General features: G+C 69.1%; 20 protein-coding genes and 1 tRNA gene. 13 read left to right on the forward strand and 8 right to left on the reverse strand.

Annotated features, from left to right (window positions below):
• Positions 1–79: 79 nt before the first annotated feature.
• Positions 80–1,504 carry a DEAD/DEAH box helicase gene (locus ABIE21_RS00500; protein ID WP_354022829.1) on the reverse strand — a complete coding sequence of 475 codons (1,425 nt, stop codon included), beginning with the start codon at positions 1,502–1,504 and terminating at the stop codon, positions 80–82.
• Between the two features lie 155 nt (positions 1,505–1,659).
• On the opposite strand from ABIE21_RS00500, the gene ABIE21_RS00505 reads away from it, so the two are divergent.
• Positions 1,660–2,376, forward strand: a complete 717-nt coding sequence (locus ABIE21_RS00505; RefSeq protein WP_354022830.1) for a ferritin-like fold-containing protein — start codon at positions 1,660–1,662, stop codon at positions 2,374–2,376.
• A 108-nt stretch (positions 2,377–2,484) separates the two neighbouring features.
• Here ABIE21_RS00505 and ABIE21_RS00510 read toward each other — a convergent pair whose 3' ends face one another.
• Together ABIE21_RS00510 and ABIE21_RS00515 are read right to left on the reverse strand one after the other, a co-directional pair.
• On the reverse strand, positions 2,485–2,781 hold the full coding sequence (locus ABIE21_RS00510; RefSeq protein ID WP_354022831.1) for a hypothetical protein: 297 nt from the start codon (positions 2,779–2,781) through the stop codon (positions 2,485–2,487).
• Positions 2,782–2,783: 2 nt separating this feature from the next.
• A complete protein-coding gene (locus ABIE21_RS00515) occupies positions 2,784–3,008 on the reverse strand; it encodes a DUF3107 domain-containing protein (protein ID WP_354022832.1) in 225 nt (74 codons plus the stop codon).
• Between the two features lie 97 nt (positions 3,009–3,105).
• Here ABIE21_RS00515 and ABIE21_RS00520 point away from each other — a divergent pair, with 97 nt between their 5' ends.
• Together ABIE21_RS00520 and ABIE21_RS00525 are read left to right on the forward strand one after the other, a co-directional pair.
• Positions 3,106–6,285: an ATP-dependent helicase gene (locus ABIE21_RS00520; protein WP_354022833.1), complete on the forward strand. Its 3,180-nt coding sequence runs from the start codon at positions 3,106–3,108 to the stop codon at positions 6,283–6,285.
• Positions 6,282–9,509: an ATP-dependent DNA helicase gene (locus tag ABIE21_RS00525; RefSeq protein WP_354022834.1), complete on the forward strand. Its 3,228-nt coding sequence runs from the start codon at positions 6,282–6,284 to the stop codon at positions 9,507–9,509. Before ABIE21_RS00520 ends, ABIE21_RS00525 begins: the two co-directional genes overlap by 4 nt.
• Positions 9,510–9,530: 21 nt before the next feature.
• Here the strand turns inward: ABIE21_RS00525 and ABIE21_RS00530 are convergent, their stop codons facing one another.
• On the reverse strand, positions 9,531–10,529 hold the full coding sequence (locus ABIE21_RS00530; protein ID WP_354022835.1) for a phosphotransferase: 999 nt from the start codon (positions 10,527–10,529) through the stop codon (positions 9,531–9,533).
• A 67-nt stretch (positions 10,530–10,596) separates the two neighbouring features.
• On the opposite strand from ABIE21_RS00530, the gene nudC reads away from it, so the two are divergent.
• Both nudC and ABIE21_RS00540 read left to right on the forward strand, forming a co-directional pair.
• Entirely contained in the window at positions 10,597–11,526 is a 930-nt protein-coding gene (gene nudC, locus ABIE21_RS00535) for an NAD(+) diphosphatase (RefSeq protein ID WP_354022836.1), read from the forward strand.
• Positions 11,523–13,247 carry an ATP-dependent helicase gene (locus ABIE21_RS00540; protein ID WP_354022837.1) on the forward strand — a complete coding sequence of 575 codons (1,725 nt, stop codon included), beginning with the start codon at positions 11,523–11,525 and terminating at the stop codon, positions 13,245–13,247. Before nudC ends, ABIE21_RS00540 begins: the two co-directional genes overlap by 4 nt.
• On the opposite strand, the gene ABIE21_RS00545 is transcribed toward ABIE21_RS00540, so the two are convergent.
• Positions 13,138–14,061 carry a TOMM precursor leader peptide-binding protein gene (locus ABIE21_RS00545; RefSeq protein ID WP_354022838.1) on the reverse strand — a complete coding sequence of 308 codons (924 nt, stop codon included), beginning with the start codon at positions 14,059–14,061 and terminating at the stop codon, positions 13,138–13,140. The genes ABIE21_RS00540 and ABIE21_RS00545 overlap by 110 nt on opposite strands.
• Before the next feature lie 38 nt (positions 14,062–14,099).
• Complete coding sequence (locus ABIE21_RS00550) at positions 14,100–15,449, reverse strand: zinc-dependent metalloprotease (protein WP_354022839.1); 1,350 nt, start codon at positions 15,447–15,449, stop codon at positions 14,100–14,102.
• 177 nt (positions 15,450–15,626) lie between these two features.
• Between ABIE21_RS00550 and ABIE21_RS00555 the strand changes: the two genes are divergently transcribed.
• The 5 genes from ABIE21_RS00555 to ABIE21_RS00575 all read left to right on the forward strand — a co-directional run bounded on the left by ABIE21_RS00555 (position 15,627) and on the right by ABIE21_RS00575 (position 21,583).
• Positions 15,627–16,679 (forward strand): YlbL family protein, encoded by a 1,053-nt coding sequence (locus tag ABIE21_RS00555; RefSeq protein ID WP_354022840.1) that lies wholly within the window; start codon positions 15,627–15,629, stop codon positions 16,677–16,679.
• A gap of 68 nt (positions 16,680–16,747) precedes the next feature.
• On the forward strand, positions 16,748–19,666 hold the full coding sequence (locus ABIE21_RS00560; protein ID WP_354022841.1) for a UPF0182 family membrane protein: 2,919 nt from the start codon (positions 16,748–16,750) through the stop codon (positions 19,664–19,666).
• A 13-nt stretch (positions 19,667–19,679) separates the two neighbouring features.
• Positions 19,680–20,528: a class I SAM-dependent methyltransferase gene (locus ABIE21_RS00565; RefSeq protein ID WP_354022842.1), complete on the forward strand. Its 849-nt coding sequence runs from the start codon at positions 19,680–19,682 to the stop codon at positions 20,526–20,528.
• Positions 20,529–20,604: 76 nt separating this feature from the next.
• Positions 20,605–20,678 (forward strand) — tRNA-Met (locus tag ABIE21_RS00570).
• 161 nt (positions 20,679–20,839) lie between these two features.
• Positions 20,840–21,583, forward strand: coding sequence for a hypothetical protein (locus ABIE21_RS00575; RefSeq protein WP_354022843.1), 744 nt, complete (start codon positions 20,840–20,842; stop codon positions 21,581–21,583).
• Between the two features lie 46 nt (positions 21,584–21,629).
• Here the strand turns inward: ABIE21_RS00575 and ABIE21_RS00580 are convergent, their stop codons facing one another.
• Both ABIE21_RS00580 and ABIE21_RS00585 read right to left on the reverse strand, forming a co-directional pair.
• Positions 21,630–21,953 carry an MmcQ/YjbR family DNA-binding protein gene (locus ABIE21_RS00580; RefSeq protein ID WP_354022844.1) on the reverse strand — a complete coding sequence of 108 codons (324 nt, stop codon included), beginning with the start codon at positions 21,951–21,953 and terminating at the stop codon, positions 21,630–21,632.
• A 15-nt stretch (positions 21,954–21,968) separates the two neighbouring features.
• Positions 21,969–23,879: a BglG family transcription antiterminator gene (locus tag ABIE21_RS00585; protein ID WP_354022845.1), complete on the reverse strand. Its 1,911-nt coding sequence runs from the start codon at positions 23,877–23,879 to the stop codon at positions 21,969–21,971.
• 151 nt (positions 23,880–24,030) lie between these two features.
• On the opposite strand from ABIE21_RS00585, the gene ABIE21_RS00590 reads away from it, so the two are divergent.
• The 3 genes from ABIE21_RS00590 to ptsP are packed head-to-tail and all read left to right on the forward strand — an operon-like array spanning position 24,031 to position 26,331.
• Complete coding sequence (locus tag ABIE21_RS00590; protein WP_354022846.1) at positions 24,031–24,384, forward strand: PTS sugar transporter subunit IIB; 354 nt, start codon at positions 24,031–24,033, stop codon at positions 24,382–24,384.
• The gene (locus tag ABIE21_RS00595; protein ID WP_354022847.1) at positions 24,377–24,640 is read left to right on the forward strand and encodes an HPr family phosphocarrier protein; all 264 of its coding nucleotides are present in this window, start codon (positions 24,377–24,379) and stop codon (positions 24,638–24,640) included. The genes ABIE21_RS00590 and ABIE21_RS00595 overlap by 8 nt, the downstream gene beginning before the upstream one ends.
• Positions 24,637–26,331, forward strand: coding sequence for a phosphoenolpyruvate--protein phosphotransferase (ptsP, locus tag ABIE21_RS00600; RefSeq protein ID WP_354022848.1), 1,695 nt, complete (start codon positions 24,637–24,639; stop codon positions 26,329–26,331). The genes ABIE21_RS00595 and ptsP overlap by 4 nt, the downstream gene beginning before the upstream one ends.
• The last annotated feature ends 3 nt before the right edge of the window (positions 26,332–26,334 follow it).

Genomic DNA, 26,334 nt, shown 5'->3' on the forward strand with positions numbered 1-26,334 from the left:
GGGTGGTGCGGGCACGAAAAACGGGGCCGGCCCTGGCGGGCCGACCCCGTCTCATGAGTCGAGCGTGTCGAGCCGGCGGCTACTCGGCCGCGGGCGTCGACGGGCGACGCGTGCGCGTGCGGTTGCGGCTGCGGGGCGGGCGGGCCGCGCCGTCGGCCGCGGGGGTCGCAGCGGGAGCCGTTCCTGTGGTGCTCGTGCGGGGCGGACGCTGTCCGCCGCCGTTGCGGTCGCCGCCGGAGCGCTGACCGCCGCGGCCGCCGTCACGTCCGCCGTCACGCGAACCCGAAGCCGCCTGCGGCTCGCGAACGCGCGGCGGGCCCGCGGTCTTGAGGCGGCCCTTGGAGCCCTCGGGGATCTCGAGGTCGACGTAGAGGTGCGGCGACGACGAGTAGGTCTCCATCGGCTCGGGGATGCCCATCTCGAGCGCCTTGTTGATGAGCGACCACTTGTGCATGTCGTCCCAGTCGACGAACGTCACGGCGATGCCGGTCTTGCCTGCACGCCCGGTGCGGCCCGCGCGGTGCAGGTAGGTGTCGTGGTCTTCGGGGATCGTGTGGTTGATCACGTGGGTGACGTCGTTCACGTCGATGCCTCGAGCCGCGACATCCGTGGCGATGAGGATGTCCTTCTTGCCCGCCTTGAACGCCGCCATGGCGCGCTCGCGCTGGTCCTGGTTGAGGTCGCCGTGCACTGCTGCGGCGTTGAAGCCGCGGTCGTTCAGCTCTTCGACCAGCTTCGCGGCGGCGCGCTTGGTGCGCGTGAAGATCACGGTCTTGCCGCGGCCCTCGGCCTGCAGGATGCGCGAGATGACCTCGTCCTTGTCGAGCGAGTGCGCGCGGTAGACGACGTGCTTGATGTTCGCCTGAGTGAGGCCCTCGTTGGGGTCGGTGGCGCGGATGTGGATCGGCTTGTTCATGAACCGGCGCGCGAGGGCGACGATCGGGCCGGGCATCGTGGCGGAGAACAGCATGGTGTGGCGGGTTGCCGGGGTCTGCGCGAACAGCTTCTCGATGTCGCTGAGGAAGCCGAGGTCGAGCATCTTGTCGGCCTCGTCGAGCACCATGACCTTGATGTCCTTGAGCGACAGCATGCGCTGGCTCGCGAGGTCGAGCAGGCGGCCGGGGGTACCGACGATGACCTGCGCGCCGGCCTTGATCTGTTCGACCTGGCCCTCGTAGGCCTTGCCGCCGTAGATGGCCGCGACCTGGGTGGAGCGGTTGGATGCCGCGAGGGTGAGGTCTTCGGCGACCTGCACGCACAGCTCGCGGGTCGGGACGACCACGAGAGCCTGCACGCCGGGAGCCGGGTTGAGCCCGAGCTCCTGAAGCAGGGGGAGGCCGAAGCCGAGCGTCTTGCCCGTTCCGGTCTTGGCCTGGCCGATGATGTCCTGTCCGGCGAGACCCATGGGGATGGTCTGCTCCTGGATGGGGAAGGGCTCGACGATGCCCTTGGTTGCGAGTGCGTCGACCATGTCCTGGTCGATCTTGAGATCAGCGAATGTCAATGTACGAGTGCCCTTACGGTCGAGTACGCCCGCTTGTTCCTGGGGCGTAGAGCCCCCGCCAGAAATGGGGGGCAATGGCGCTAGTTTAGCCGTCGCGCCTGTGAAAGGGCATCAGCCGCGCGGCCGGCGCTGTCGCATGCCTCTAAGCTGGGCTCGTGGTCAATTGGTTTTCGCGCAAGGGCAAGCGCGCCGAGGTGCCACGACTGCGTCCCCGCTCCGAGGCTGAACCGGCCCTGAAGGTCGACCTCGCCGAGCTCACGCCCGACCTCCTCACCTTCCTCGGCAAGTCGGCCTACCTGCAACTGACCATCTTCGAGAACCTGGGCCGCACGCTCGCGCTGGCACCGACGACCGAGGCCAAAGAGACCCTGAGCCGGGTCGCCGCCCTCTCGCTCGCCAAGCACCACGGACTCACCGCCGAGATCCGTCGCCACGGCGAAGAGCCCGGCGCGGTGATGCAGCCGTTCACCGCCGCCATCGACGAGTACCAGCGCACCACGCAGGGCGCCGACTGGCACGAGGAGCTGCTGGCCTGCCACATCACCGCCGGCTTCCTCGACGACTTCTTCGTGCACCTGGCCTCCGGGCTCCCCAGTGACTACGCGGGAAGGGTCGCGGCCGTGCTGCGCGCCGACTCGGGCTCGGAGCTGCTCGCCGAGCAGGTGAGGCGGTCGATCGACGAGAACACGCTGTTGGCGTCGCGGCTCGCGATGTGGGGCCGCCGTCTCGTCGGCGACACGATGCTCGTCGCGCGGTCGACTCTCGCGCTGAGCGCGAACACCGTGAGCGACGAGGCGCGCATCGAGCCGGTCTTCACCGAGCTCATCGCCGCGCACACGCGTCGCATGGACGCGCTCGGCCTCACCGCCTAGTCGCAGACCGGCCCGCGGCAGCGCATGTCGCGGCCCGCGACTTGTCACCAAGCGGGCTGGCTCACGCCGCAATGACCCCACACGCGACGACTCGCGGCGCTGGTGCTCTTACGCGCGCCCGCCGGAGAGCCTGGTGAGCAGAGCACGGTCAGACTCGCGGCGACGCGGCGGGAGGGCCAACGCGACAGCGAGCGCGGCGAGAGAACCGGCGACGAGGCTGACGGCCCAGATCCAGCCGCCGTCGAACGTCCAGCCGAGCCAGAGGAGGCCCACCCAGACGACGGATGCCACGGCAGCGGCTACCGCAGCCGGGAGCACCACGCCGTATGTCTCGCGACCGCGCAACACGAACGGGAGGATGAAGCCGACGCCCGCGGCGATGAGGACGACGAACAACAGCTCCATGGTTAGGCCACGAACCCGACGCGACGCGTCGACTCGGAGCCGATCTCGATGTAGCCGATGCCGGCGACGGGCACGATGTACAGCTTGCCCTTGCTGTCTACCAGCTTGATGAACTTGCTGTCCGACTCGAGCGCTGTCGCGACGATCGTCTCCACTTCCTGCGCCGTCTGCGACGACTCGAAGTTGATCTCACGGGGGCTGTTGGTAATACCGATGCGAATGTCCACGAGCCAAGATTACGACACGGTGCCCGCGGGGGCCGACACGTTCACTACCGGCATAACCTGACCGGCGGTGTCGGTGCCTGACGGTACCGTGTAAGCCGTGACCATCCGGGGATTCGTGCAGCCGAGCGACAGCACGACCGCACCCACGACGGCTCTTCTCGACGCCTCCCAACAGGCGGTCGTCGAGCTGCCCGAAGGAGAATCCGCCGCCGTCATCGGCGCCCCGGGAACGGGCAAGACCACCACGCTCGTCGAGCTTGTCGCCCGACGGGTGCTGCAGCAGGGCTGGGGCGCCGACGAGATCGTGGTGCTCACCCCCAACCGTGCCTCGGCCACCCGCCTCCGCGACACCTTGTCTCTCCGCCTGGGAGTCGCGACCAACGGGCCGATCGCCCGAACGACGAACTCCGTCGCCTTCGAGCTCGTGCAGCACGCCGCCCGGCTGGCCGGCGCCGAGCGCCCGAAGCTGCTCACCGGCGGCGACCAGGACCAGATCATCAAAGAACTGCTCCAAGGCCACATAGACGAGGGCACCGGCCCCGCCTGGCCGGCGCTGCTCGCGCCCGAGGTGCGGCAGCTCGGCGGGTTCCGCACCGAGCTGCGCGAGCTCATGATGCGGGCCACCGAGTTCGACATCTCGCCCGACAGGCTGCGCCTGCTCGGCGCGCGGCACGACCACGAAGAGTGGGTCGCCGCCGCCGACTTCATCGACGAGTACCTCGGCGTGCTCGGCTCGATGCAGCAGAACGCCCTCGACGCCGCCGAGCTGATGGCGTTCGCGACGACGGCTCTGGGTGCCGACGGGTCAATCGGCGAGCGGCTCGACCGGGTGCGTCTGGTCATCGTCGACGACCTTCAAGAGACGACGGAGGCCACGATCGCCATGCTGCGCGCCTTCGTGGCCCGCGGCGTCGCCGTCGTCGCGTTCGGAGACCCGGATGTCGCGACCAACGCCTTCCGCAGCGGGGAGCGCGACGCGCTCGGCACCCTCTCGACCCGACTCGGGGTGCCCGGCCTGCACACCTTCATCCTCAGTACCGCACACCGCCAGGGTGCCCACCTGCGAGCGCTCACGAGCGCCGTCACCGACCGCATCGGCACCGCCGCGGCGGGTCGCCAGCACGCCGCTGTCGCGGGCGGGGAATCCTTCGACCAGCCCGTCGTCACCGTGCACGCGGCCACACCGGCCCGCGAAGTCGCCGCGATCGCCCGGCTGTTCCGCCAGCACCACCTCCTGCGGGGAATCCCGTTCGGCCGCATGGCGGTCATCGTGCGCACCGGTTCCCTCGTCCGTCCCATCTCCCGGGTGCTCGCCCTCGCCGAGGTGCCCACCCGCACGCTCGCGGGCGGCTCGGCTCTGCGCGACGACCACGCGGCACGCAGCCTCCTCGCCGTCGTCGACGTCGCGCTCGGCCGCACCCCGCTCACCCCGCCGCTCGCCGCGGAGATGCTGCTCGGCCCATTCGGCGGCTTCGACCGCCTCGCCCTGCGGCGGCTGCGTGTCGCCCTGCGCGCCGAAGAACTCGCCGGCGGAGGCAACCGCGGCAGCGACGAGCTGCTCGTCGAGGCGCTCGGCGCGCCCGGTCGGTTCGCGACCATCGACCACCGCATCGGCCGCAACGCCGACCGTGTGGCGAAGACCCTCGCCGCAACGGCGGAGCTCGCGGCGACCGACGCGTCGATCGAGCAACTGCTCTGGCTGGTGTGGGAGCGCAGCGGCCTCGCCGGCCTCTGGTTCGACCAGGCCCTCGGCACCGGCCTCACCGCGGCAGACGCGAACCGCAACCTCGACGGCGTCATGGCGCTCTTCACCGCGGCGAGACGCTTCTCCGAGCGCCGCCCCAACGACGGCGCGCGGCTGTTCATCGACGACCTGCTCGGCGCGGAGGTGCCAGAAGACACGCTCGCGCCTCAGACGAACGACGAGTCGGTGCTGGTCACCACCCCCTCCGGCGCCGTGGGAATGGAGTTCGCCGTCGTGGCGGTGGCCGGACTCCAAGAGGGCGTCTGGCCCAACCTGCGCGTGCGCGGGTCGCTGCTCTACCCGCAGGCGCTCGTCGAGGCGTCGAAGTCGACCCTCGCCGCGACCCGTAGCGACGACGGGGGCGCCGCGATCGACGACCGCAAGCAGGTGCTCGGAGACGAGCTGCGGATGTTCGCGCTCGCCGTCTCCCGCGCTGACACCCAGGTCATCCTGAGCGCCGTCGCGAACGAAGACGAGGCGGCGTCCGTGCTCTTCGGTCTCGTGCCGAACGGAGTCGGGGTCGCCCTCGACTCGACGGAGTGGCATCCGCTCTCCCTCCGCGGGGTCACCGGGAGGCTGCGACGCGAGCTCGTGCGCCCCCGCCCCGAGGTCTCGGCGGCCCTGGCCGAGAGAGACCGCGCCGACGCCGCGGCATCCCTCGCCCGGCTGGCCGTCGAACGTGTGCCCGGCGCCGACCCCGCCGAGTGGCACGGTCTGCTCGAGCCGTCGACGACGGGCCCGCTGCACGACCTCGACGACCCGGAGGTGACGGTCGGCGTCTCGCCGTCGAAGCTGGAGGCCTTCGAGGCATCGCCGCTCAACTGGTTCATCGACGTGATGAGCGGATCGCAGACCAGCACCGCGATGGGCCTCGGAACGATCGTGCACTGGGCGATGGAGACCGCCACCGACCCCTCCGTCGAGGCGCTCTGGCAGGCGGTCGAGTCGCGGTGGAGCGAGCTCGTGTTCGAGTCGCCGTGGCTCGCCGAGAAGCAGCGCAGGGCCGCGCGCGTGCTGACCGCCGGACTGTCGCAGTACCTGCACGACTTCGCCGCGGCCGACCGCACGCTCGTCGCCCCGGAGGCCGCGTTCAGCGTGGTCGTCGGCCGCGGAAAGCTCAACGGCAAGATCGACAGGGTCGAGCAGCATGACGACGGCGCGATCGTCATCGTCGATCTGAAGACCGGCCGGGCAGAGACCAACCAGTCGCGAATCGACGCGAACGCCCAGCTCGGCGCCTACCAGCTCGCCTACGACCACGGCGTGCTCGAGCACATCGAGCTGCCCGAGGGCCACCGGCCGGGCGGCGCGAAGCTGCTCTACGTGTCGTCGGGCAAGGGCGGAAAGCTGTACCGCGAGGCCGTGCAGGGCCCGCTCGTCGGCGAGGAGCTCGACGAGCTGCGCCGTCGCATCGAGCTCGCCGCGATCGGCATGGCCGCGGCCGAATTCGCCGGCGTGCTCAACCTCGACAGCTACGGCTCGGGCAACGATCCCAAATACCGCATCCACCTGGTGAAGGCGGTGAGCGCATGACGCTCGACCTGAACGTGACCACACGCGTGAGCGCGCTCGAGATCGCCGCGGCCATCGGCGGCAATCCGCCCACCCCGCAGCAGCAGGCGGTCATCGAGGCCGACCTGGCACCCGCCCTCGTCATCGCGGGAGCGGGCAGCGGCAAGACCGAGACGATGGCGAACCGGGTTCTCTACCTGCTCGCGAACCGCATGGTGAAGCCGAGCGAGGTGCTCGGCCTCACCTTCACCCGCAAGGCCGCCGGAGAGCTCGCCAAACGCATCAGGGAACGCATCGAGCAGCTCGCTGCGGCCGGACTCGTCGGCGACGACTACGACGTGTTCGACGCGCCCACCGTAGCCACCTACAACTCCTTCGCAAACTCCATCTACCGCGACAACGCGGCCCTCATCGGGCGTGAGAGCGACGCCGCGGTCTTGAGCGAGGCATCCAGCTGGCAGCTCGCCCGCTCGATCGTGGTGGCCAGCCGCGACGAGCGCATCGCCGATCTCGACAAGAGCGTCGATGTCGTCACCAAGGCCGTCATCACCCTGAATCACGAGCTGAGCGAGATCGAGGGCGACTCCGACGACGTGCGCCGCATGGTCGCCGAACTCGGATCGGTGCTCGAACTGCCCTATGGCGGACGGTCGAACGCCCGCTACCCCGACGTGCGCAAGGCGGTCGAGGCCGTGCAGGGCCTGCCGGTGCTCCTCGACCTCGCCGACGCGTTCGCCGCGGCAAAGGCCGACCGCGGTCTCGTCGAGTACTCCGACCAGGTCGCCCTCGCCCTGCTGGCGACCGAGCGGGTGCCGAAGATCGCCGACGACCTGCGCACCAGATTCGCCGTGGTGCTGCTCGACGAATACCAGGACACGTCCGTAGTGCAGACGCGGCTTTTGAAGACTCTGTTCGCGGACCACGCGGTAATGGCGGTCGGCGACCCCCACCAGTCGATCTACGGATGGCGCGGCGCGAGTGCCGCGAACCTGGGCAGTTTCCCCAGCGACTTCTCGAGCCTCAACCGGCTCGAGCCCGTCGCGAAGTTCGACCTGTCGACGAGCTGGCGCAACGGCCACTCGATCCTCGCGGCGGCGAACGCGCTCGTCGAGAAACTCAACCTCGTCACGAAGGTCGAAGTGGGGTCGCTCACGGCCAGCCCCGCCGCATCCGCGGAGAGCCTGTCCGTCGTCTTCGAGGAGACGGTCGCCGAGGAGGCGGCTGCCGCGGCCGCCTGGCTCAAGGCGCAGCTCGCCGTGCCGTCGGGCAAGGGGGAGCAGCGCACCGCCGCGATGCTCATGCGCACGAGGTCGACCCTGCCGGTGTTCACCGCCGCGCTCGACGAGGCCGGCGTGCCGTACCACGTGCTCGGCATCGGCGGTCTGCTGCAGGAGCCCGAGATCGTCGACCTGGTGAGCGCGCTCTGGGTGGTCAACGACCCGACGGCGGGATCCCAGTTGATCCGGCTACTCACCGGCTCGCGTTGGCGCATCGGCGTGCAAGACGTGCACGCGCTCAGCCGGCTCGCGTCGTGGCTGCGCGACCGCGACTACGCCCAGCAGCCCCTCGACGACGATCTGCGCGAGGCGATGCGCGCATCTGTCGCCGACGGCGAGGGCGGCTCGATCGTCGAGGCGCTCGACTTCATCGCCCACTCCCGGGGCGAGCACGGCGCCCTGCGCAATTTCAGCGAGGTGGGCCTCGAGCGCCTGCGCGACGCCGGATCGACGTTCGCGCGGCTGCGGTCGCGGGCCAACCTCGAGCTCGCCGACTTCGTCACGCTCGTCGAGCAGGAGCTCATGCTCGACATCGAGGTCGCGGCCAACGACCGGCTGCCGCTCGGCAACGCCAACCTCGAGGCGTTCTTCGACGCGCTCGGCGGCTACTTGTCGAGCGACGACAACGCCTCGCTCGGCGGCTTCCTCGGCTGGCTCACCGTGGCCGAGTGGCGCGACAGTCTCGGTCCACGCCCCGAAGACCCCGAACCCGGAACCGTGCAGCTGCTGACCATCCACGGCTCCAAGGGTCTCGAGTGGGACATCGTCTCCGTTCCGCGCCTCGTCGAGGGCGAGCTGCCGGGAGCGGCGAAAGACGGGTACAACGGTTGGCTGTCGCTCGGCGCACTGCCGTACGAGTTCCGCGGGGACGCGAGCGAGCTGCCCCTGTTGCGCTGGCGTGGCATCCAGACGCAGAAGGAGTTCGACGACAACCGCAAGCAGTTCAAGCTCGACCTCGAGACCCGCCACCGCCTGGAGGAGCGCCGTCTCGCGTATGTGGCCGTGACGAGGGCCAGGCACTCGCTGCTGCTCAGCGGGTCGTTCTGGTCGACCCAGGCGAAGCCGCGCACCCCGAGCGAGTTCCTGCTCGACCTCGAGAACGCCGGCGTGATCGACGAGCTCCCGGTGCAGAGCGAGCACGAGGAGAACCCGCTCGGCAGCGAGCCGGAGTACGTACAGTGGCCGGTCGACCCGCTCGGCGTGCGGCGACGCCGGGTCGAAGCCGGGGCGGATGCGGTGCGTGCGGTTCTCGAGAACGGGTCGCCGTCAGACGGCGGCCGGTGGAGCGAAGACCTGACGCTGCTGCTGCGCGAACGCGAGCGGCGCATCGGGGCGAACGGGCTGGTCGAGATCCCCGCGCGTGTGTCTGCCTCGCGCTTCAAGGACTTCGTGACCGAGCCGGCCGTCGTCGCCTCCGCCCTGCGGCGCCCGATGCCAGAGCGGCCGTACAAGGCGACCCAGATCGGAACGCTCTTCCACTCCTGGGTGGAGCAGCGCTACGGAATGGGTGGTACCAGCGAGGAGCTCGACGCGTTCGCCCTCGAGCTCGACGACGGGGGAGCGACCGGGGAGATCACGAACGACGCGGAGCTCGTGCGCCTGCAGGAGACGTTCTCGCGTTCCGTGTGGGCGGGACGCCGACCGGTCGACGTGGAACGCGAGATCCACCTGCCGTTCGACGGCCGCATCGTCATCTGCAAGATCGACGCCGTGTACTTCGACGGCGAGCGGTACCAGGTGGTCGACTGGAAGACGGGCAAGGCGCCGCGCGACGCGGCCGACCTCGAGAACAAACAGCTGCAGCTGGCGCTCTACCGGCTCGCCTACGCGCGCTGGGCGGGCATCGACATCGACCTCATCGATGCGGTGTTCTACTTCGTCGCCGACGACCGCGTGGTGACGCCGGCGCGCATCTTCGACGAGGACGAGCTCGTGGCTCTCTGGCGCGCGAGCACGACCGGTCGCTGACCCGCCCCGGTCAGGAACGGGTCAGACCGCGCGCTCGGTGCGGTCGAGCAGGGCCTCGACGTCTTCGACGGCCATGACCTCCATGGTCTGCGGGTTCAGCGGGTTCATCACGTCGTTGAGGGTCGAGTCGACCAGCGCGCTCAGCATCTCGACCGCGTCATCCACGATCTCGGTGCTGCGGGTCTCGGTGCCGTGCAGCAGCCACTTCGCGATCTCGAGCTCGGCGTAGAGCTTGGCGCGCTGGCGCAGGTGGCGATCGCCCGATCCGCGCACCGCGTGGTACGCGTCGAAGGCGCTGTCGGCGACCTCTTCCGGTGCGCCGAGCAGCCACGACAGGTCGCGGGCGGCGTCGCCGACGCGCAGGTCCTGCCAGCCGAGCAGGCCGGTGACCACGCCGTCCGACGAGAGGAAGGAGTCGGCGCTGAGCGAGTTGTTGATGACGGCGGGCTGGAACTGCCAGAGCTTGCCGTCTTCTGTCGCGCGCTCCCAGCGTCCGAGCAGGGGCGGCGGGACGAGGCTCGTGGCGCTGGCGCGGTCCATGACGCTCACCGCGGCGCGCAGGCACTCGCTCGCCTGCATCACGGGCAGTCCGGCGTCTGCGACGAAGCTCGTGGGCAGAGCGTGAACGGCGGCGATCGACGCGCCGATCGACGCGGCGAGTCCGGTAGGACCGGCGTCGAGGCGGCCGAGGCCGACCTTGGTGCCGTAGACGAATTCGTAGACGATGCCACGGGTGCCGGAGACGGGAACCTGTCCGACGTAGGTGGAGACGGCGAAGGGGAGCCGGGTGCGCACTCCCGCGCTGATGGCGCGCAGCGCGACCAGATCGGCCGACTGCTCGGCCTCGGCGCGTTCGTTGCGGGGCACCCGGATGATGAGGTGCCGACCGTCGCGGGCGGTCAGCAGGGCGGAATCGAATTCGTTGTTCTGCTGGGAACCGAAGCTCGACGAGGCAACGAGGTCGAGGTCGTCGACAGCCGAGGTCGCGAGCGCGGCTAGAGTGAGATGTGATCTGGCCATACCCAACAGGGTAGATCGCCAGCGCTCCGCTTTCGTTCAACGCCACGCACTTCTGATGGGTCGCCGCATGCCGAATTCCTTCCTCGCGCGGCTTCCGCTGTCGCGCTACGAGGTCGACCGTGACTATCTCAGACGAGATGCTCCGGATGCCATCGAGCGGCTTCTCGCGGATCCCGCGACGCGGCTGCTCCCGATGTTCCAGGGCACCGCGCTGCTGTCGAGCCCCACGGCGCTCGCCCTCGTGCCGGTCTCCGCCGTCCCTCCCGCCGACCTGTACGTGTATCTCGGCCTGTCCACCTCGACGACCAGTCCCGAGCCGGCCGGCACCCCCGTGGTGGCCGCCGTGCTCGGCGACGCCGGGCATCTCGCCGAGGCGGAGTGGGGCAGCCTCCGCCAGCTCGGCAGCCAGCTCAGCGACCGCGACGCCGGGCTGTTCACCGAGGCCCTCGGCATCGTCAACTGGCACGCGTCGCACGCCTTCTCGCCGCGCACCGGAGTGGCGACCGCCCCCGGCAAGGCCGGCTGGGTGCGTGTCGACCCCACGACGAACGCCGAGATCTTCCCGCGCACCGACGCCGCGATCATCGTCGGCGTCGTCGACTCCCACGACCGCCTCCTGCTCGGCTCGAACGCCCTCTGGGAGAGCAACCGCTTCTCTCTGCTGGCGGGCTTCGTCGAGCCGGGGGAGTCGCTCGAGGCCGCCGTGGTGCGCGAGATCTTCGAGGAGTCGGGACTCAGGATCATCGACCCCGTCTACCTCGGCAGCCAGCCCTGGCCCTTCCCCGCCTCCCTCATGCTCGGCTTCACCGCCAGGCTCGACCCCGCCGTCGAGAGCGAGCTGACCCCCGACGGCAACGAGATCCTCGAGCTGCGCTGGTTCACGCGCGACGAACTGCGCGCCTCGCTCGGCGAGATCATGCTTCCCGGTCCCACCTCCATCGCCCGATCGATCATCGAACGGTGGTTCGGCGGCCCGATCGACGACGGCGTGGCATGAGCAGCACCGAGATCCGCAGCGCGGAGAGCCTGCTGGCTGGCCTCGACGACCAGCAGCGCATCGCCGCCGAGACACTCCTCGGCCCGGTCTGCCTCCTCGCCGGCGCCGGAACGGGCAAGACCCGCGCCATCACGCACCGCATCGCGTACGGCGTCGCCACCGGCGTGTATCCGCCCGGGCGCGTCATGGCGCTCACCTTCACCAGCCGCGCGGCGGGCGAGCTGCGCAGCAGACTCCGCCATCTCGGGGCCGCCGGCGTCTCTGCCCGCACGTTCCACGCATCCGCCCTCGCCCAGCTGAACTTCTTCTGGCCGCAGGTCGTCGGCGGCACCATGCCGCGGCTCATCGACAGCAAGGCGCGGCTGCTCGCCCAGGCGGCCGACACCATCCGTCTCAAGCTCGACACCGCCACCCTGCGCGACACCGCCGCAGAGATCGAGTGGCGCAAGGTGTCGCGGCTGAGCATCGAGCAGTACGGCGTCGCCGCGCAGTCCCGCACGCTGCCGCCCTCGCTCACGATCGACAAGGCCACGGCGCTCCAGCAGGCCTACGAGAATCTGAAGGACGAGCGCCGTCAGCTCGACTTCGAAGACGTCCTCTTAGCCACGGCCGGCATGATCGAGACCGAGGCGCGCGTCGCCCAGCAGGTGCGCGAGCAGTACCGCTTCTTCGTCATCGACGAATACCAGGACGTCTCGCCGCTGCAGCACGACCTCGTCAAACTGTGGATGGGCGAGCGCAACGACCTGTGCGTCGTCGGCGACGCCAGCCAGACCATCTACTCCTTCGCCGGGGCGACGCCCGAGTACCTGCTCGGTTTCCCCGCGGCATACGACGACGCCGTCGTGGTGCGGCTCGAGCAGAACTACCGCTCCACGCCGGGCATCATCGACTCTGCCAACCGCCTGATGAAGGGCCGGCCCGGCGCGCTCACCCTGCACCCGCCGGCCGAGGCCCCGGTCACGCCGGGAGGCTCGCGCCCCCCGATCGTCGACGGCTTCGACAGCGACACCAGCGAGGCCAGGGCGGTGGCGAAGGCCGTGGCCGACGAGATCGCCGAGGGGACGCGGCCGGAGAACATCGCGATCCTGTTCCGCATCAACATCCAGGCGGCGGCCATCGAGGCGGCCCTGAGCGCGATCGGCGTGCCCTACCTCGTGCGCGGCGCGACCCGGTTCTTCGAGCTCCGCGAGATCAAGGAGGCGCTGATGATGTTCAAGGGCGCGTCGGTCTCGATCGTGGGCGAGCCGCTGTTCAAGACGGTGAGCGACGTGCTGCGCTCCCTCGGCTGGACGCAGGAGGCCCCCGAGGCGCGAGGCGCGGTGCGCGACCGCTGGGAATCGCTCAACGCCCTGATGGGTCTCGCCGAGCAGACCCCGGCCGGCACCAGCCTCAAAGACTTCGTCGACGACCTGTTCGAACGCCAGGCCGCCCAGCACGAACCCACCCTCTCCGCCGTGACGATCGCCACACTGCACTCCGCGAAGGGCCTCGAGTGGGATTCGGTGCACCTCGTCGGGCTCTCCGAGGGGCTCGTGCCCATCGTCTACGCGAAGACCGAAGAGGCGATCGACGAGGAGCGCCGGCTGCTCTACGTCGGCATCACACGCGCTAGGCGCACGCTGAGTCTGACGTGGGCCGCGACGGGATCGGGGTCGGGCGGTTCGTTCCGCGCGGGCCAGCGTCAGGCGAGCCGCTTCCTGGCCGAACTGCAGCGCTGACCCCGACGCATCCGCATTCCGGATGCGGCAGCCACTCCCGCCGCGTCGCCCTCCCGGTGTCGACATCGATCTCCGTCGAGAAGTGGGCGGATGCCGCGTGGCCGGCCTCGAGGCGGGCGAGCGCCGCGCGGCTCGCCACCGCCGCCACCTCGCTCACGATCAGCGCGGACTCGCTGCCGCTCTTCCTGCCCCACAGCTGGGCGGACAGCGCCGGCCACGCGGAGTCGGCGTCTGTGCGGTAGAAGTGCAGGCAGTACAGGCATGGCCCGGCCCCGGGGTCGACGACCGGGCCGACCGACACCGAGGTGTCGGAGATGACGACGGGCAGGTGGGGGATGTCGCGGCGCAGCCAGAGGCCGTGCAGCTCGGGAGCGAGCACGAAGTGACCGACCGCGATCGCCAGGTCGCAGGCCTCCGATCCGGCCGCGCGGGCGTCTGCGGCGACCCGCACGGTCACGCCGGCGCCCTCGAGCGCCTCGGCGATGCGGCGAGTGGTCGGCCCGGCGCCGACGAGGGTGACGGTGTGCCCGGTATCGGCCGCCCGGGTCTCGAGCGCCGGAGCGAGGCGGTCGAGCAGGTCGGTGACGGCGGCGTCCGACGCCCCGCAGGCCCGGGCGACCATCGTGAGTCCCGGACGGCTGATGCCCATCGTGAGCGCCGACACCATGTGCTCGTCGGCGGTGGTGACCTCGCGCAGGACCACGACCGGAGCCGCGACCCCGAACTGCAGGCTGGTGGGTGTGCGCCACACGAGCGGGAAGCGGGGGTCGAGTTTCAGCACCATGCGGGAGAGGATGCCACGGGGCCGCGACACTGCGCGCGAACTATCCACAGCTCGGTGACGGCGGTTACTCAGTCCTCGCGCGGACGCTCCGTCGTGTCGTCGTTGAGCAGGTCGGCGATGGCCTGGTCCACGTCGTCCGGAGCGGGCGTTCCGGCCTTCAGGCGGGCGACCAGTGCGCTTGGATCCGTGATGTCCTCGGCCGTGGGAACCAGGTCTGGGTGCGACCACAGGTCGTCCCTCGAGTCGGCGCCGACGGCATCCGTCACCTGCTGCCACATCGCTGCCGCCTCGCGCAGTCGCCGCGGGCGCAGCTCGAGGCCGACGAGCGTCGCGAACGCAGACTCGGCTGGACCGCCGGATGCGCGTCGACGGCGTACCGTCTCGGCGATGGCGGCGCTGGAGGGAAGCCGCGATGTCGCCTGGGCGGTGACCACGTCGACCCAGCCCTCGATGAGCGCGAGCGTCGTCTCGAGCCGGCCGAGGGCCGCGAGCTGGTCGTCGGACTTCGGGGGGATCAGGGCGCCGCTGGTCATCGCGGCCCGCAGCTCCTCCGGGTTCGCGGGGTCGAAGTCGGAGGCGAGCTCCTCGAGCCGGGAGGTGTCGATGCGGATGCCGTGGGCGAACTCGGTGATCGACGTCATGAGCTGCAGGCGCAGCCACTTGGCGTGGCGGAACAGGCGGGCGTGGGCGAGCTCGCGCACGGCCAGGTAGAGCTGCACCTGGTCGACGGGCACGTCGAGACCGGACGCGAACGCGGCGACGTTCTGGGGGATCATCGCGGCCTGCTGGTCGCCGTCGCCGGTGCCGAGCAGCGGGATTCCGATGTCTCCGCCGGAGACGACCTCGCTCGCGAGCTGGCCGACGACCTGGCCGAGCTGCATGGCGAACAGGGTGCCGCCGACGTTGCGCATGAGCTGGCTGGCGCCGGCGATCATGTCGTTCATCTCCTCCGGCGCCTGTTCGGCGAGCACGTCGGTGAGGGAGTCGGCGATGCTCGTGGCGACCGGCTCGGCGAGCTGGATCCAGATCGGCATCGTCGCGGTGACCCACTCGGTGCGGCTCATCAGTTTGGGGGCGACCGTGAGCTCGGAGATCTCGGTGGCCTCGGCGAGCCAGAGCGACGCCACGTGGAAGGCCTGCTCGATCTGCGACCGCTCTGCGGGGAGCGACACCACGGTCGACCGGGAGGCGAGGGCCTTGCCCTGTTCGAGAGCCAGGCCCCAGTTGATGCCGTCTCCGCTCGACTGCATGGCGTTCTGCAGCTGGGCGATCAGCTGCGCGACGACCTCGGGGTCGTTGGGCAGGCCGGCGGCGCTGGCCAGTTTGCTCGGGTCGAGGTCGGTGTTCCCCTCGAGGAACGCGCGCAGCATCTCACGGAACTCTTCTTCGGGCGGCTCTTCCCGCGAATCTTCAGGCATGCGAACTACGCTAGCTGCTGCACGCTCGACGGGGCTGGGTTTTCACCTAGGCTGGTTCGTCTGGCAGTGCGCCCGTGGCGAACACTTCCTCTCGCCCTCTGACACAAAAGGACTACGGTGGCGCTTTTCGCCGATTCTGACCCGGTCGCCGCGCCGCGTCGTTCACGCTCCTCGACCGTGGGTTGGTCGTTCATCTTCATCGCGATGCTCGTGACGATCGTGGTCGCCCTCGTCCCATCGCCCTACGTGATCGAACAGCCCGGCCCGGTGTTCGACACCCTCGGCGAGGTCGAGGTGGGCGGCGAGTCCGTTCCCCTCATCGACATCCAGAACGCGACCACCTACCCCACCGAAGGGTCTCTCAACATGCTCACGGTGTCGATCAACGGCAACCGTGACAACCGGCTCAACTGGTTCCAGGTCGCCTCCGCGTGGTTGGACTCGAGCAAGGCCGTCGTGCCGATCGACAACGTCTACCCCGAGGGCGTCACCGTCGAGCAGTCAAACGAGCAGAGCCAGATCGACATGCAGAACTCCCAGCAGGAGGCCGTCGCCGCGGCGCTGACCGACCTCGGCTACGAATTCTCCACCAGCCTCGAGATCGTCGACGTCAGCGACGACAAGCCGGCGAACGGCGTGCTCGAGGCCGGCGACACGGTGCTGAGCGTCAACGGCCAGACTTTCACCGACGTCACCGGCCTGAAGTCCGCCATCGCGGCGAACGGCGTCGACGCTCCGGCGGCCGTCGTGGTGTCACGCGACGGCGTCGAGCGCACCGAGTCGATCACGCCGGTCGCCGGCGACGGCGCCCAGGGCGAGCCGATCCTCGGCATCACGGTGAAGGGCAACTTCGTCTTCCCCATCGACGTCACCATCCAGTTGGAGAAGGTCGGCGGGCCCAGCGCCGGGCAGATGTTCGCCCTCGGCATCATCGACAAGCTCACCCCGGGATCGCTCACCGGCGGCAACGACGTCGCGGGAACCGGAACCATCACGGGCGACGGCACCGTCGGGCCGATCGGCGGCATCCGGCAGAAGATGTACGGCGCGGTGCGCGCGGGCGCCGACTACTTCTTCGCGCCCGTCGACAACTGCAACGAGGTCGTCGGTCATGTCCCCGACGGTCTCACGGTCTTCGCGATCACCGATCTCTCCGACTCGATGGCGGCGCTCGACGCCATCGCGGCGGGAACCTCCACGGCGGAGCTTCCGAGCTGCAGCGCGGGCTAGCACCAGCACTCTTCCAGTCCGCACCGTTAAGATGACCCTGACCGACCACTAAGGCCAGGAGCAGTCGCTTGACTTCCACAGCAAACCCACCCGCCAGCCGCACGAGGGTCACCCTCGCGATTACCGCCGCGATCGTCGCCGTCCTGGTGGTGATCTTCTTCATCGTCGCAGGGCTGTACACGGATGTCCTCTGGTTCGACCAGCTCGGATTCCTCAACGTTCTCACCACGCAGTGGACCGCCACCGCGGTCATGTTCCTCATCGGGTTCTTTGCCATGGCGATTCCGGTCTGGGCGAGCATCGAGATCGCGTTCCGCGCGCGTCCCGTCTACGCCAAGCTCAACTCGCAGCTCGACCGCTACCAGCAGGTCATCGAGCCGCTGCGTCGCCTCGCGATGTTCGGCATCCCCGCGGTGCTCGGCCTGTTCACCGGTGTCTCCGCCGCCACGCGCTGGCCGGTCGCCCTGCAGTACCTCAACCGCACCAGCTTCGGCGAGACCGACCCGCAGTTCGGCCTCGACATCTCGTTCTACATGTTCGAGCTGCCCTTCCTGCGCGGGGTCGTCGCGTACGCGTCGGCCATCGTCCTGATCGCGGGCATCGCGGCCCTCGCCACCGCCTACCTGTACGGCGCGATCCGCGTCTCGGGCCGAGAGGTGCGCATCTCGCGTTCCGCCCGCATCCAGATCGCCGTCACCGCCGCACTGTACATCGCGCTGCAGGCCGTCAGCATCTGGCTCGACCAGTACACGACCCTCACCTCGGCCAGCGCGGGCTACCTGCAGACGGGTGCCGGCTACACCGAGGACAACGCGACCATCCCCGGCCGCGCCATCATCGCGGGCATCGCCGCCCTCGTCGCCGTGCTGTTCATCGTCACCGCGGTCATCGGCCGCTGGCGCCTTCCCGTGATCGGCACGGCACTGCTGCTCGTCGCCGGCCTCGTCGTCGGCACGATCTACCCCTGGATCGTTCAGCGCTTCCAGGTCGAGCCGAGCGCCCGCACGCTCGAGTCGTCGTACATCGAGCGCAGCATCGAGGCCACCCGCGACGCCTACGGAGTCTCCGGTGTCGAGGAAGTGCCGTACAACGCCACGACGGACGCCGTCGGAGGCGCGCTGCGGACGGATGCGGAGACGACCGCCAACATCCGCATCATCGACCCGGCGCTCGTGTCGAACTCGTTCGCGCAGCTCGAACGTTTCAAGCAGTACTACCAGTTCTCCGCGCACCTCGACGTCGACCGCTACGAGATCGACGGCACCGTGCAGGACACGGTGATCGCGGTTCGCGAACTCGACCAGGAGGGCCTCGGCTCCTCCCGCAGCTGGTACAACAACACGGTCGTCTACACGCACGGCTACGGAGTCGTCGCCGCATTCGGCAACCAGCGCACGTCAGACGGCCAGCCCGTCTTCCTCGAATCGGGAATCCCGTCCACGGGTGCCCTCGAGATCGAGGAGCCGCGCATCTACTTCGGCGAAGAGTCGCCGACCTACTCGATCGTCGGAGCTCCCGAGGGCGACAAGCCGATCGAGCTCGACTACCCGTCGGCAGACGATGACGCCGCGTCGAACACCACCACGACCTTCTCAGGCGACGGTGGGCCGATGCTCGACAACATCTTCAACAAGCTGGTGTACGCGATCAAGTTCCAGTCGGAGCAGATCTTCCTCTCCGACGCGGTGACCGAGAAGTCGCAGATCCTCTACGACCGTGACCCGATCGAGCGTGTGGGCAAGGTCGCTCCGTACCTCACCCTCGACAGCGACACCTACCCCGCCGTCGTCGACGGCAAGGTGGTCTGGATCGTCGACGGCTACACCACGAGCGCGAACTACCCGTACTCGCAGGTGGAGAAGCTCAGCGACACGATCGTCGACTCGAACACCCCCGCCGTGCCCTACGCGGTCGACAACCTCAACTACATCCGCAACTCGGTGAAGGCCACGGTCGACGCCCACGACGGAAAGGTGACGCTGTACGCCTGGGACAAGGAGGACCCGATGCTGAAGACCTGGCAGAAGATCTTCCCCACGACCCTCAAGTCGGCCGACGACATGAGCGAGCAGCTCACCTCGCACGTGCGCTACCCGTCCGACCTGTTCAAGGTGCAGCGCGCGATCCTCGGTTCGTACCACGTCACCGACGCGAACTCGTTCTACTCGAGCGACGACCAGTGGGTCACGCCCGACGACCCGACGTCGCCCGCGGCAGCCCCGACGCTGCAGCCGCCGTACTACCTCACCATGAAGGTGCCCGGCACCGATTCATCCGCCTTCACCCTGTACTCCACGTACATCCCCCGGGCGGCGGCGACCTCGAGCAGCAGCATTCTCACCGGCTATCTCGCGGTGAACTCGGATGCCGGACCGGACTACGGAAAGCTGACGCTGCTCACGCTGCCGAAGCAGGACACGGTCCCCGGCCCCGGACAGGTGCAGAACAACTTCAACTCCGACACCGTCGTGGCCAGCCAGCTGTCGCTGCTGCAACGCGGTGATACCGAGGCGATCCAGGGCAACCTGCTGACCGTCCCGGTCGGCGGAGGTCTGCTCTACGTCCAGCCCGTCTACGTGCAGTCGACGAGCGGCACGAGCTTCCCGCTGCTGCGCAAGGTGCTCGTCGGATTCGGTGACAAGATCGCGTTCGAGGACACCCTCGACCTCGCACTGGACGCCCTCTTCGGCGGCGACTCCGGTGCCGACGCCGGCGACGGCGGAACCGTGGTCGAGCCGTTGCCCGAAGAGGTGCCGGTGCCGACCGACCCCGACGCGCCCACCACGCCCGAGACCCCGGACGCCCCCGCGAACCCGGGCACGGGAACGGTCGACGAGGTCGCGTTGGCCGCGGCCCTCGCCGAAGCCAAGTCCGCGCTGTCCGCTCGTGAGGCCGCCTACGCGGCGAACGACCTGGTCGCCGCAGCCGAGGCCGACAACCGTCTGACGGCGGCGCTCACCGCCGCCCTCGTGGCCAGCGGCGAGTAGTCACGGAAACAGCATGACCGACCTCCGGTCCGGCGAGTGGCTGGACGCAAATCGCGCGCAGTGGGACGAACGTGTCCCACTGCACGCGGCGAGCGGGTTCTACGACCGGTCGAAGCTCCTCGCCGGCGAGGGCGAGCTCTACCCCATCGAGGAGACGGAGCTCGCCGCGTACTTCCCTGAGGGTCTCGAGGGCAAGCGCATCCTGCACCTTCAGTGCCACTTCGGTGCCGACACGCTCGTGCTCGCGCAGCGCGGTGCGACCGTGGTCGGCATCGACTTCTCGAAGCCGGCGATCGTCGAGGCAAGGGCCCTCGCCGTCGAGCTCGGCCTGGACGACCGCTCGCGGTTCGTCAACGCCAACGTGTACGACGCGCGCCACACGCTTCCCCAGCCGGAATCGTTCGACATCGTCTACACGACGTGGGGCACGATCGGCTGGCTGCCCGACGTGGCCGAGTGGGCGCGCATCGTCGAGTGGTACCTGAAGCCGGGCGGCAAGCTGTACTTCGCCGACGGGCATCCGGCCGCGTTCGTCTTCGAAGACGGCGGCGACGAGCTTCCAGCGTTCGCCTATCCCTACGACTCAGACGGCGCACCCGACATCGTCGAGGACGACACCGACTACGCCGTCGAGGGCGCCGCACTGGTCAACACCCGCACGTTCGAGTGGAACCACCCGGTGAGCGAGACGGTGACGGCGCTGATCGCCACGGGGCTCACGATCGACTTCCTCCACGAGCACTACGAGCTGCCGTGGAAGATGTTCGACTCGCTCGAGGCGACCGACGACCGGTTGTTCCGGTGGCCGGACAAGAAGTGGCTGCCCCTCGGTCTCAGCATCGGTGCGAGCAAACCGCTCTGACCCGGGGCGTCGAACGCAACCCCCGGCGCACCGTGGACGGGCACTCCGAAATACCGTGCTACTGTTGATCTTGCAGCGCGGGGTGGAGCAGTTCGGTAGCTCGCTGGGCTCATAACCCAGAGGTCGCAGGTTCAAATCCTGTCCCCGCAACAGAAATGAGGCCCCAGGTCAAGGATTCGTCCTTGACCTGGGGCCTTTTTCTTTAGCTCGATCGTGCTGAGCTCCTGCCGCATGGCGGGCGCTGCCGAAATGGGATGGAGCACGTCCACCGATTGCGAAAAGGGGACGACTGGCTCCGCCAGCACCATCACATGCAGAAGAAGCTCTTTGCTCTCGGCGCGGTCGCGCTCCTCTCACTCACCGGCTGTGCGAACAGCGCCGGCTCGCCTGCCGGCAACGGCGCTCCCGCCGGTAACGGTGCTCCGGCCGCCGAGGAGTCGTCCTCCGACAACTCCTTCGACTTCACCGAACGCTCGGCACAGGCCTCGGTCTCCGCCCCGTCGATCACCTTCACGGTCAACGACGATCTTCAGGCGGTCGCCGGCGACTACGCCGACGACCGGGTTTTCGACTCGGTCACCGTGACGGGTCTGAAGGTGAAGGATCCGAAATACTGCGCGGTCGAGTTCGTATACGACTACGCCGACGGTGTCGACGTCGACACGCTCGTCGACGGCTACCTCGAGCTGTACCCCAGTCTCGAGGGAGACCGCACCCAGGCGGTCAGCGGTGTTCTGGGATTCGACGGATTCAGGGGAGACCGGGCGATCGGCGAGCCCGACCTCGACAACCTGTCGCCCCTGATGCTGTGGGTCGCCGACGACTCCAAGAGCGCGACGTGGGTCACCGACTGCGCGACACAGCCGTACGATTCAGAATCGGCTGATGTTCCCGTGAGCTTCTGGAGCGCGGGAGACAGCGCCGACGGCACGTTCAGCCAAGACGCTTTCGCGCACGCCGACCTCACGGTGATGAAGAACGGCGACGTCACAGTCAGCCGCTACGAGGCCTACGACTTCGTGCAGGATTCGAATGGCGAGTGGATAGCCGACTGATCCGGCCATAACGCTGTAGCCGCGTGAGCCGCTCCACGCGACACGGTCACAGTCGCGGCGCGACCAGCCGGTGGCTCTCGGTCACGAGGTCGACGAGCAGCCGGTCGGCCACGTCGAGCGGCACCGTCAGCCAGTGCCGCTTGTTCATGTGGTAGCCGGGGACGATCGACGGATGCTGCGCCCGCAGCGCCTCCCCGTCGTCGGGGTGCGCCTTCAGCGTCACCGCGGGGGCGGGGTCTCCCGGCTCGCTCATGATCGCGAAGACCTTGCCGTTCGCCGCCTTGTACACGGGTGTCTCGGGTCCGAACGGGAAGCTCTCCGTGGCGCCGCGCAGCCCCAGACACACGTCGCGGAACTCGAGGTCGTGCATCTAGAGCTCGTCCATCTACTTGTCGATCACCCGCACGAGCTCTTCGATGAACTCGCTGAAGCCGGTGGAGCGCCTGATGAGCTCGAGCACCTCTGCCCGGTCGGCGAACACCTCGACGAACTGGTCGAACGTGGTCTGGAACGACGCGCGTCCGCTCGACGAGAAGGCGATCAGCGCGATCACGTTGACGCGGTTCTCGCCCCACGGCATCGCCGTCTCGTTCACCGCGATGGCGATCGAGGTGCGCGACGCGCTCATCGACATGGCGTGCGGCACCGCGATCGACTCGGTGAACGCTGTCGACGACAGCGCCTCCCGCTCGATCGCTCCCGCGACGTAGCTCTCGTCGATGATGCCCTGCTCGAGCATCAGGTCGCCCAGCAGGCGGATCATCGACGCCTCGTCGGGCGCGGACACGTTGCGTAGGAATAGCCCCTCGTCGAAGTAGCGCAGCAGATCGTCCTTGATGCGGATGCGGCGACGGTGGCGGCGCAGGCGCGACGCCGCCCGGCGCACGTTCTCCGCGTCGGACTCGGTGAAGAACGGCTGGATGACCACGACGTTGTCGCCCGCGCCCTTGACCGCGATCGTCGTCAGCACCAGATCGGTCGAGAAGTCGCTCCACGCCACGTCGGTGCGCGTGACCACGACCTCGACCGTCACCTCGTCGCCGAGGGTGCGCTCGATGTTCTGCCGCAGGATGTCGTGCATGTCGTAGTAGCCGGGGGAGACGATCGCGACAGTGAGCCGCTCCTCGTGCCGCGACTGTCGTTCGAGGTGCGAGCCGAGGTGCATGGCGATGTAGGAGATCTCGTCGTCGTTGATCGTGATCGACTTCTCCCGCTGGATCTGGCTCGCGATGAACACGGCTACGTCGTAGATCATCGGGTACGAGGTCTTGATCGACTTCACGAGCGGGTTGCGAGAGTACGAGTTGTCCTGTGCGCGGGCGATGAGATTGCCGACATGGAGCGCGAACCGCACCATGAACGTCTCGTCGTCGAGGTCGAGCAGGTACTCCTCGCCCACCTGGCCGACGATGCGACGCACGGTGTCGAGGTGCTCGGGCACGACGTAGTTGTCGATGACCGACTGCACCGGCTCGTTCTGGCCCGGCGTCACCACCCGCGTCGTCAGCAGCTTGCTCAGGTAATCCAGGTCGGTCCGGTCGAGTTCGACGTCGAAGTGGGTGCGGGTGAGCTGCGCCAGGGCGGAGCTCATCGGGGTGTCGGCCAGAGGCGACGGGTCGGGGATCGTGGGGACGGGGCGACGGATGACCCGGTCGACGGCGATCGCGACGTGCAGCAGCACGCTGTTGACCCCGTACTCGTTGACGAAGTACCCCTGCTCCTCGAGCTCCGCGATGAGCGCGGTCTTGAACACGCCGAGGTCCTCTGAAACGAACTCGCGCTGAACCGTCTCGAGCTCGAGGAAGCCCTGCGCACTCTCGGTGCGGAAGATCTTGCTGAGCACGCGCCGGTACTCCGCCTCGGTGCCCGTGAGCCGTACGACACTGCCGGTGCGGGTGAGCCGCAGCCCGGCCTCCTCGCCCAGCGCCTTCACCTTGCGCAGGTCGGTCTCGATCGTCGACTCGCTCACGTAGAGGCTGTCGGCGAGGGTGTGCACGTCGAGGCCGTCAGGTGCCTCGGTCAGGCGTCGCACCAGATGGTGCACCCGGTCGCGCGGGGTGTCGCCGTCGCGACCGTGCCCGCCGCTCGCGAAGGCCGTGTACGCCTCGCGGTTGAGCCGGTACCCGTTCGTCGACGAGGAGATGATGCTGAGCGGGTGCGCGGCCGCCTTCGCCGCCGTGACATAGCTGCGCACACTGCGCGTCGTCACCCCGAGGTGTTCGGCCAGCTCCGCCGCGGTCACGCGGGTATCGCTCTGCGACAGGTAGTCCAGCAGGCGCTCGTACTTATCGCTCATTTACTGCAACTTAACCACGTTCCGCGAGTCGAGGCAGGCAATTTCCGCGGGTGCGGAAGGAGAACTACTGGAGCGATGCCCGGATCCGATCGAAAATGGAGGCCTAAGCACGTCGATTCGCTGTACCGCAGGGAACGCAAGGAGGCGATCCATGACTACGATTCTGGTTGTTTGCGGCGCGGGCGCCTCGAGCACGTTCCTCGCCAGCCGCATGCGCGCAATCGCCGCCAGCCGCGGCGAGTCAGTGACCATCGTCGCCGCGAGCGACGACGACCTCGACTCCCGTCTCCCCTCCACCGACGTCCTGCTCGTCGGCGCGCACCTCTCCGCGACCTTCGACGAACTGCGCGACCGCGCCGCGGCCCACGGCGTGCCCGCCGGACTCCTCGCCCCCACGGTCTTCGGCCCCGGCGGGCCGGAGTCCGCCTTCGATCTCTACTCCTCGCTGGCGTCCCCCGAGGGCGCCGTCATCTCCAACCCACAGAAGGACACCACCCATGGCTGATCGCAGCGTCACAATCGCTTCCGTAAACGGACTCCACGCTCGCCCCGCATCGCTGTTCGTGCAGGAAGTCACCAAGTCCGGACTCGCAGTCGAGCTGACCCGCGGCGAGAAGACGATGAACGCGGCGAGCATCCTCGGGCTCATCGCCCTGGGTCTCCAGCACGGCGACGAGGTCACCCTGCACACCGACGGAGACGACGCCGACGGCGTGCTCGACGGCCTCGCCGCCTTCCTCGGAACGGACCACGACGCATGAGCGACACCGCTGAGGACCTGACCGGCGTGGGAATCGGTCGCGGCCTCGCCGTCGGCCCCATCCTGCGTATGCCGGAGCCGCTGCCGGAGCCGACGGATGTCACGAGCACGATCGGCGCCGACGCCGAGAAGGTGCGCGTGGCCGGTGCCCTCGCCGCTACCGCCGCCGATATCCGCCTGCGCGGCCAGCGCGCCGGTGGAGCGGCCAAAGACGTGCTCGACGCCCAGGCCTTTATGGCCGAGGACCCGACGCTCAAGGACGACGTCGACGCCCGGCTCGCCGCCGGCAAGACGGCGGAACGCGCGGTCTACGAGGCATTCGCCGCGTTCCGCGATCTGCTCACCAGCATGGGCGGCTACATGGGGGAGCGTGCGACCGACCTCAACGACGTCTCGCAGCGCGTCGTCGCCCACCTGCAGGGAGTCGCTGCTCCCGGTGTGCCCGACCCGTCGTATCCGTTCATCCTCGTCGCCCGCGACCTGGCACCGGCAGACACCGCGCTGCTCGACCTCGACAAGGTCCTCGCCCTCGTCACGAGCGACGGCGGCCCGACCTCGCACACCGCCATCCTCGCCCGCGAGAAGGCGATCGTCGCGGTCGTCGGAGCCGCAGGCGCACTCGAGCTCGCCGACGACCAGATCGTGATCGTCGACGCCGTCGCCGGGACCGTCTCGGTGGCTCCCACCGAGGCCGAGCAGAAGGCCGCCGCCGCCACCATCGCGGCCCGCGCCGCGGCTGCCGACGCCCCGGTCGGGCCCGGCGCGCTCGCCGACGGGACGCACGTGCCGCTGCTCGCCAACCTCGGCTCGGTCGACGGCGCCCTGCCTGCGATCGAGAAGGGTGCGGAGGGCGTCGGCCTGTTCCGCACCGAGTTCCTCTTCCTCGACGCCGACCGTGCACCCACCGTGGAGGAGCAGCAGGAGAAGTACACGCAGCTGCTCACCGCCTTCGCCGGCAAGAAGGTCGTCGTTCGTGCCCTCGACGCGGGCGCCGACAAGCCGTTGAGCTTCCTCAACGACGAGCCCGAGGAGAACCCGGCTCTGGGCCTCCGCGGTCTGCGCGCCCTGCGTGCGAACGAGCCGATCCTGCGCGACCAGCTCACCGCCCTGGCCAACGCAGACGCGGCGACCGACGCGGAACTATGGGTAATGGCACCGATGGTGTCGACGGTCGAGGAGACGCGCTACTTCACGAAGCTCGCCCGCGAGCTCGGCATCAAGACCGCCGGCGTCATGATCGAGGTGCCCGCCGCGGCACTGCTCGCCGACCGCATCCTGCCCGACACGGATTTCGCGAGCATCGGCACCAACGACCTCACGCAGTACACCCTCGCCGCCGACCGGCTGCTCGGGTCCGTCGCATCCTTCCAGGATCCGTGGCACCCCGCGGTGCTGCGTCTGGTCGGCGAGGTCGGCCGCGCCGGCGTCGCCGTCGGCAAACCGGTCGGCATCTGCGGCGAGGCCGCGGCCGACCCCCTGCTCGCCGTCGTCCTCGTCGGACTCGGTGCAACCTCGCTCTCGATGTCGCCGGCGGCACTCGCCGACGTGCGCACCGAGCTCGCGCGCTACACCCTGCAGCAAGCCAAGGAATTCGCCGAGATTGCCCTCTCGGCCGATAGCGCTGTGGAGGCCCGCGTCGCGGTGCTCGCCGCAGCAAGTTCCCTCACCACCAACAACACAGAATCGGAGTAAGAC

This window comes from Conyzicola nivalis (assembly GCF_040548875.1).
In the GTDB taxonomy this organism is placed as follows: domain Bacteria; phylum Actinomycetota; class Actinomycetes; order Actinomycetales; family Microbacteriaceae; genus Conyzicola; species Conyzicola nivalis_A.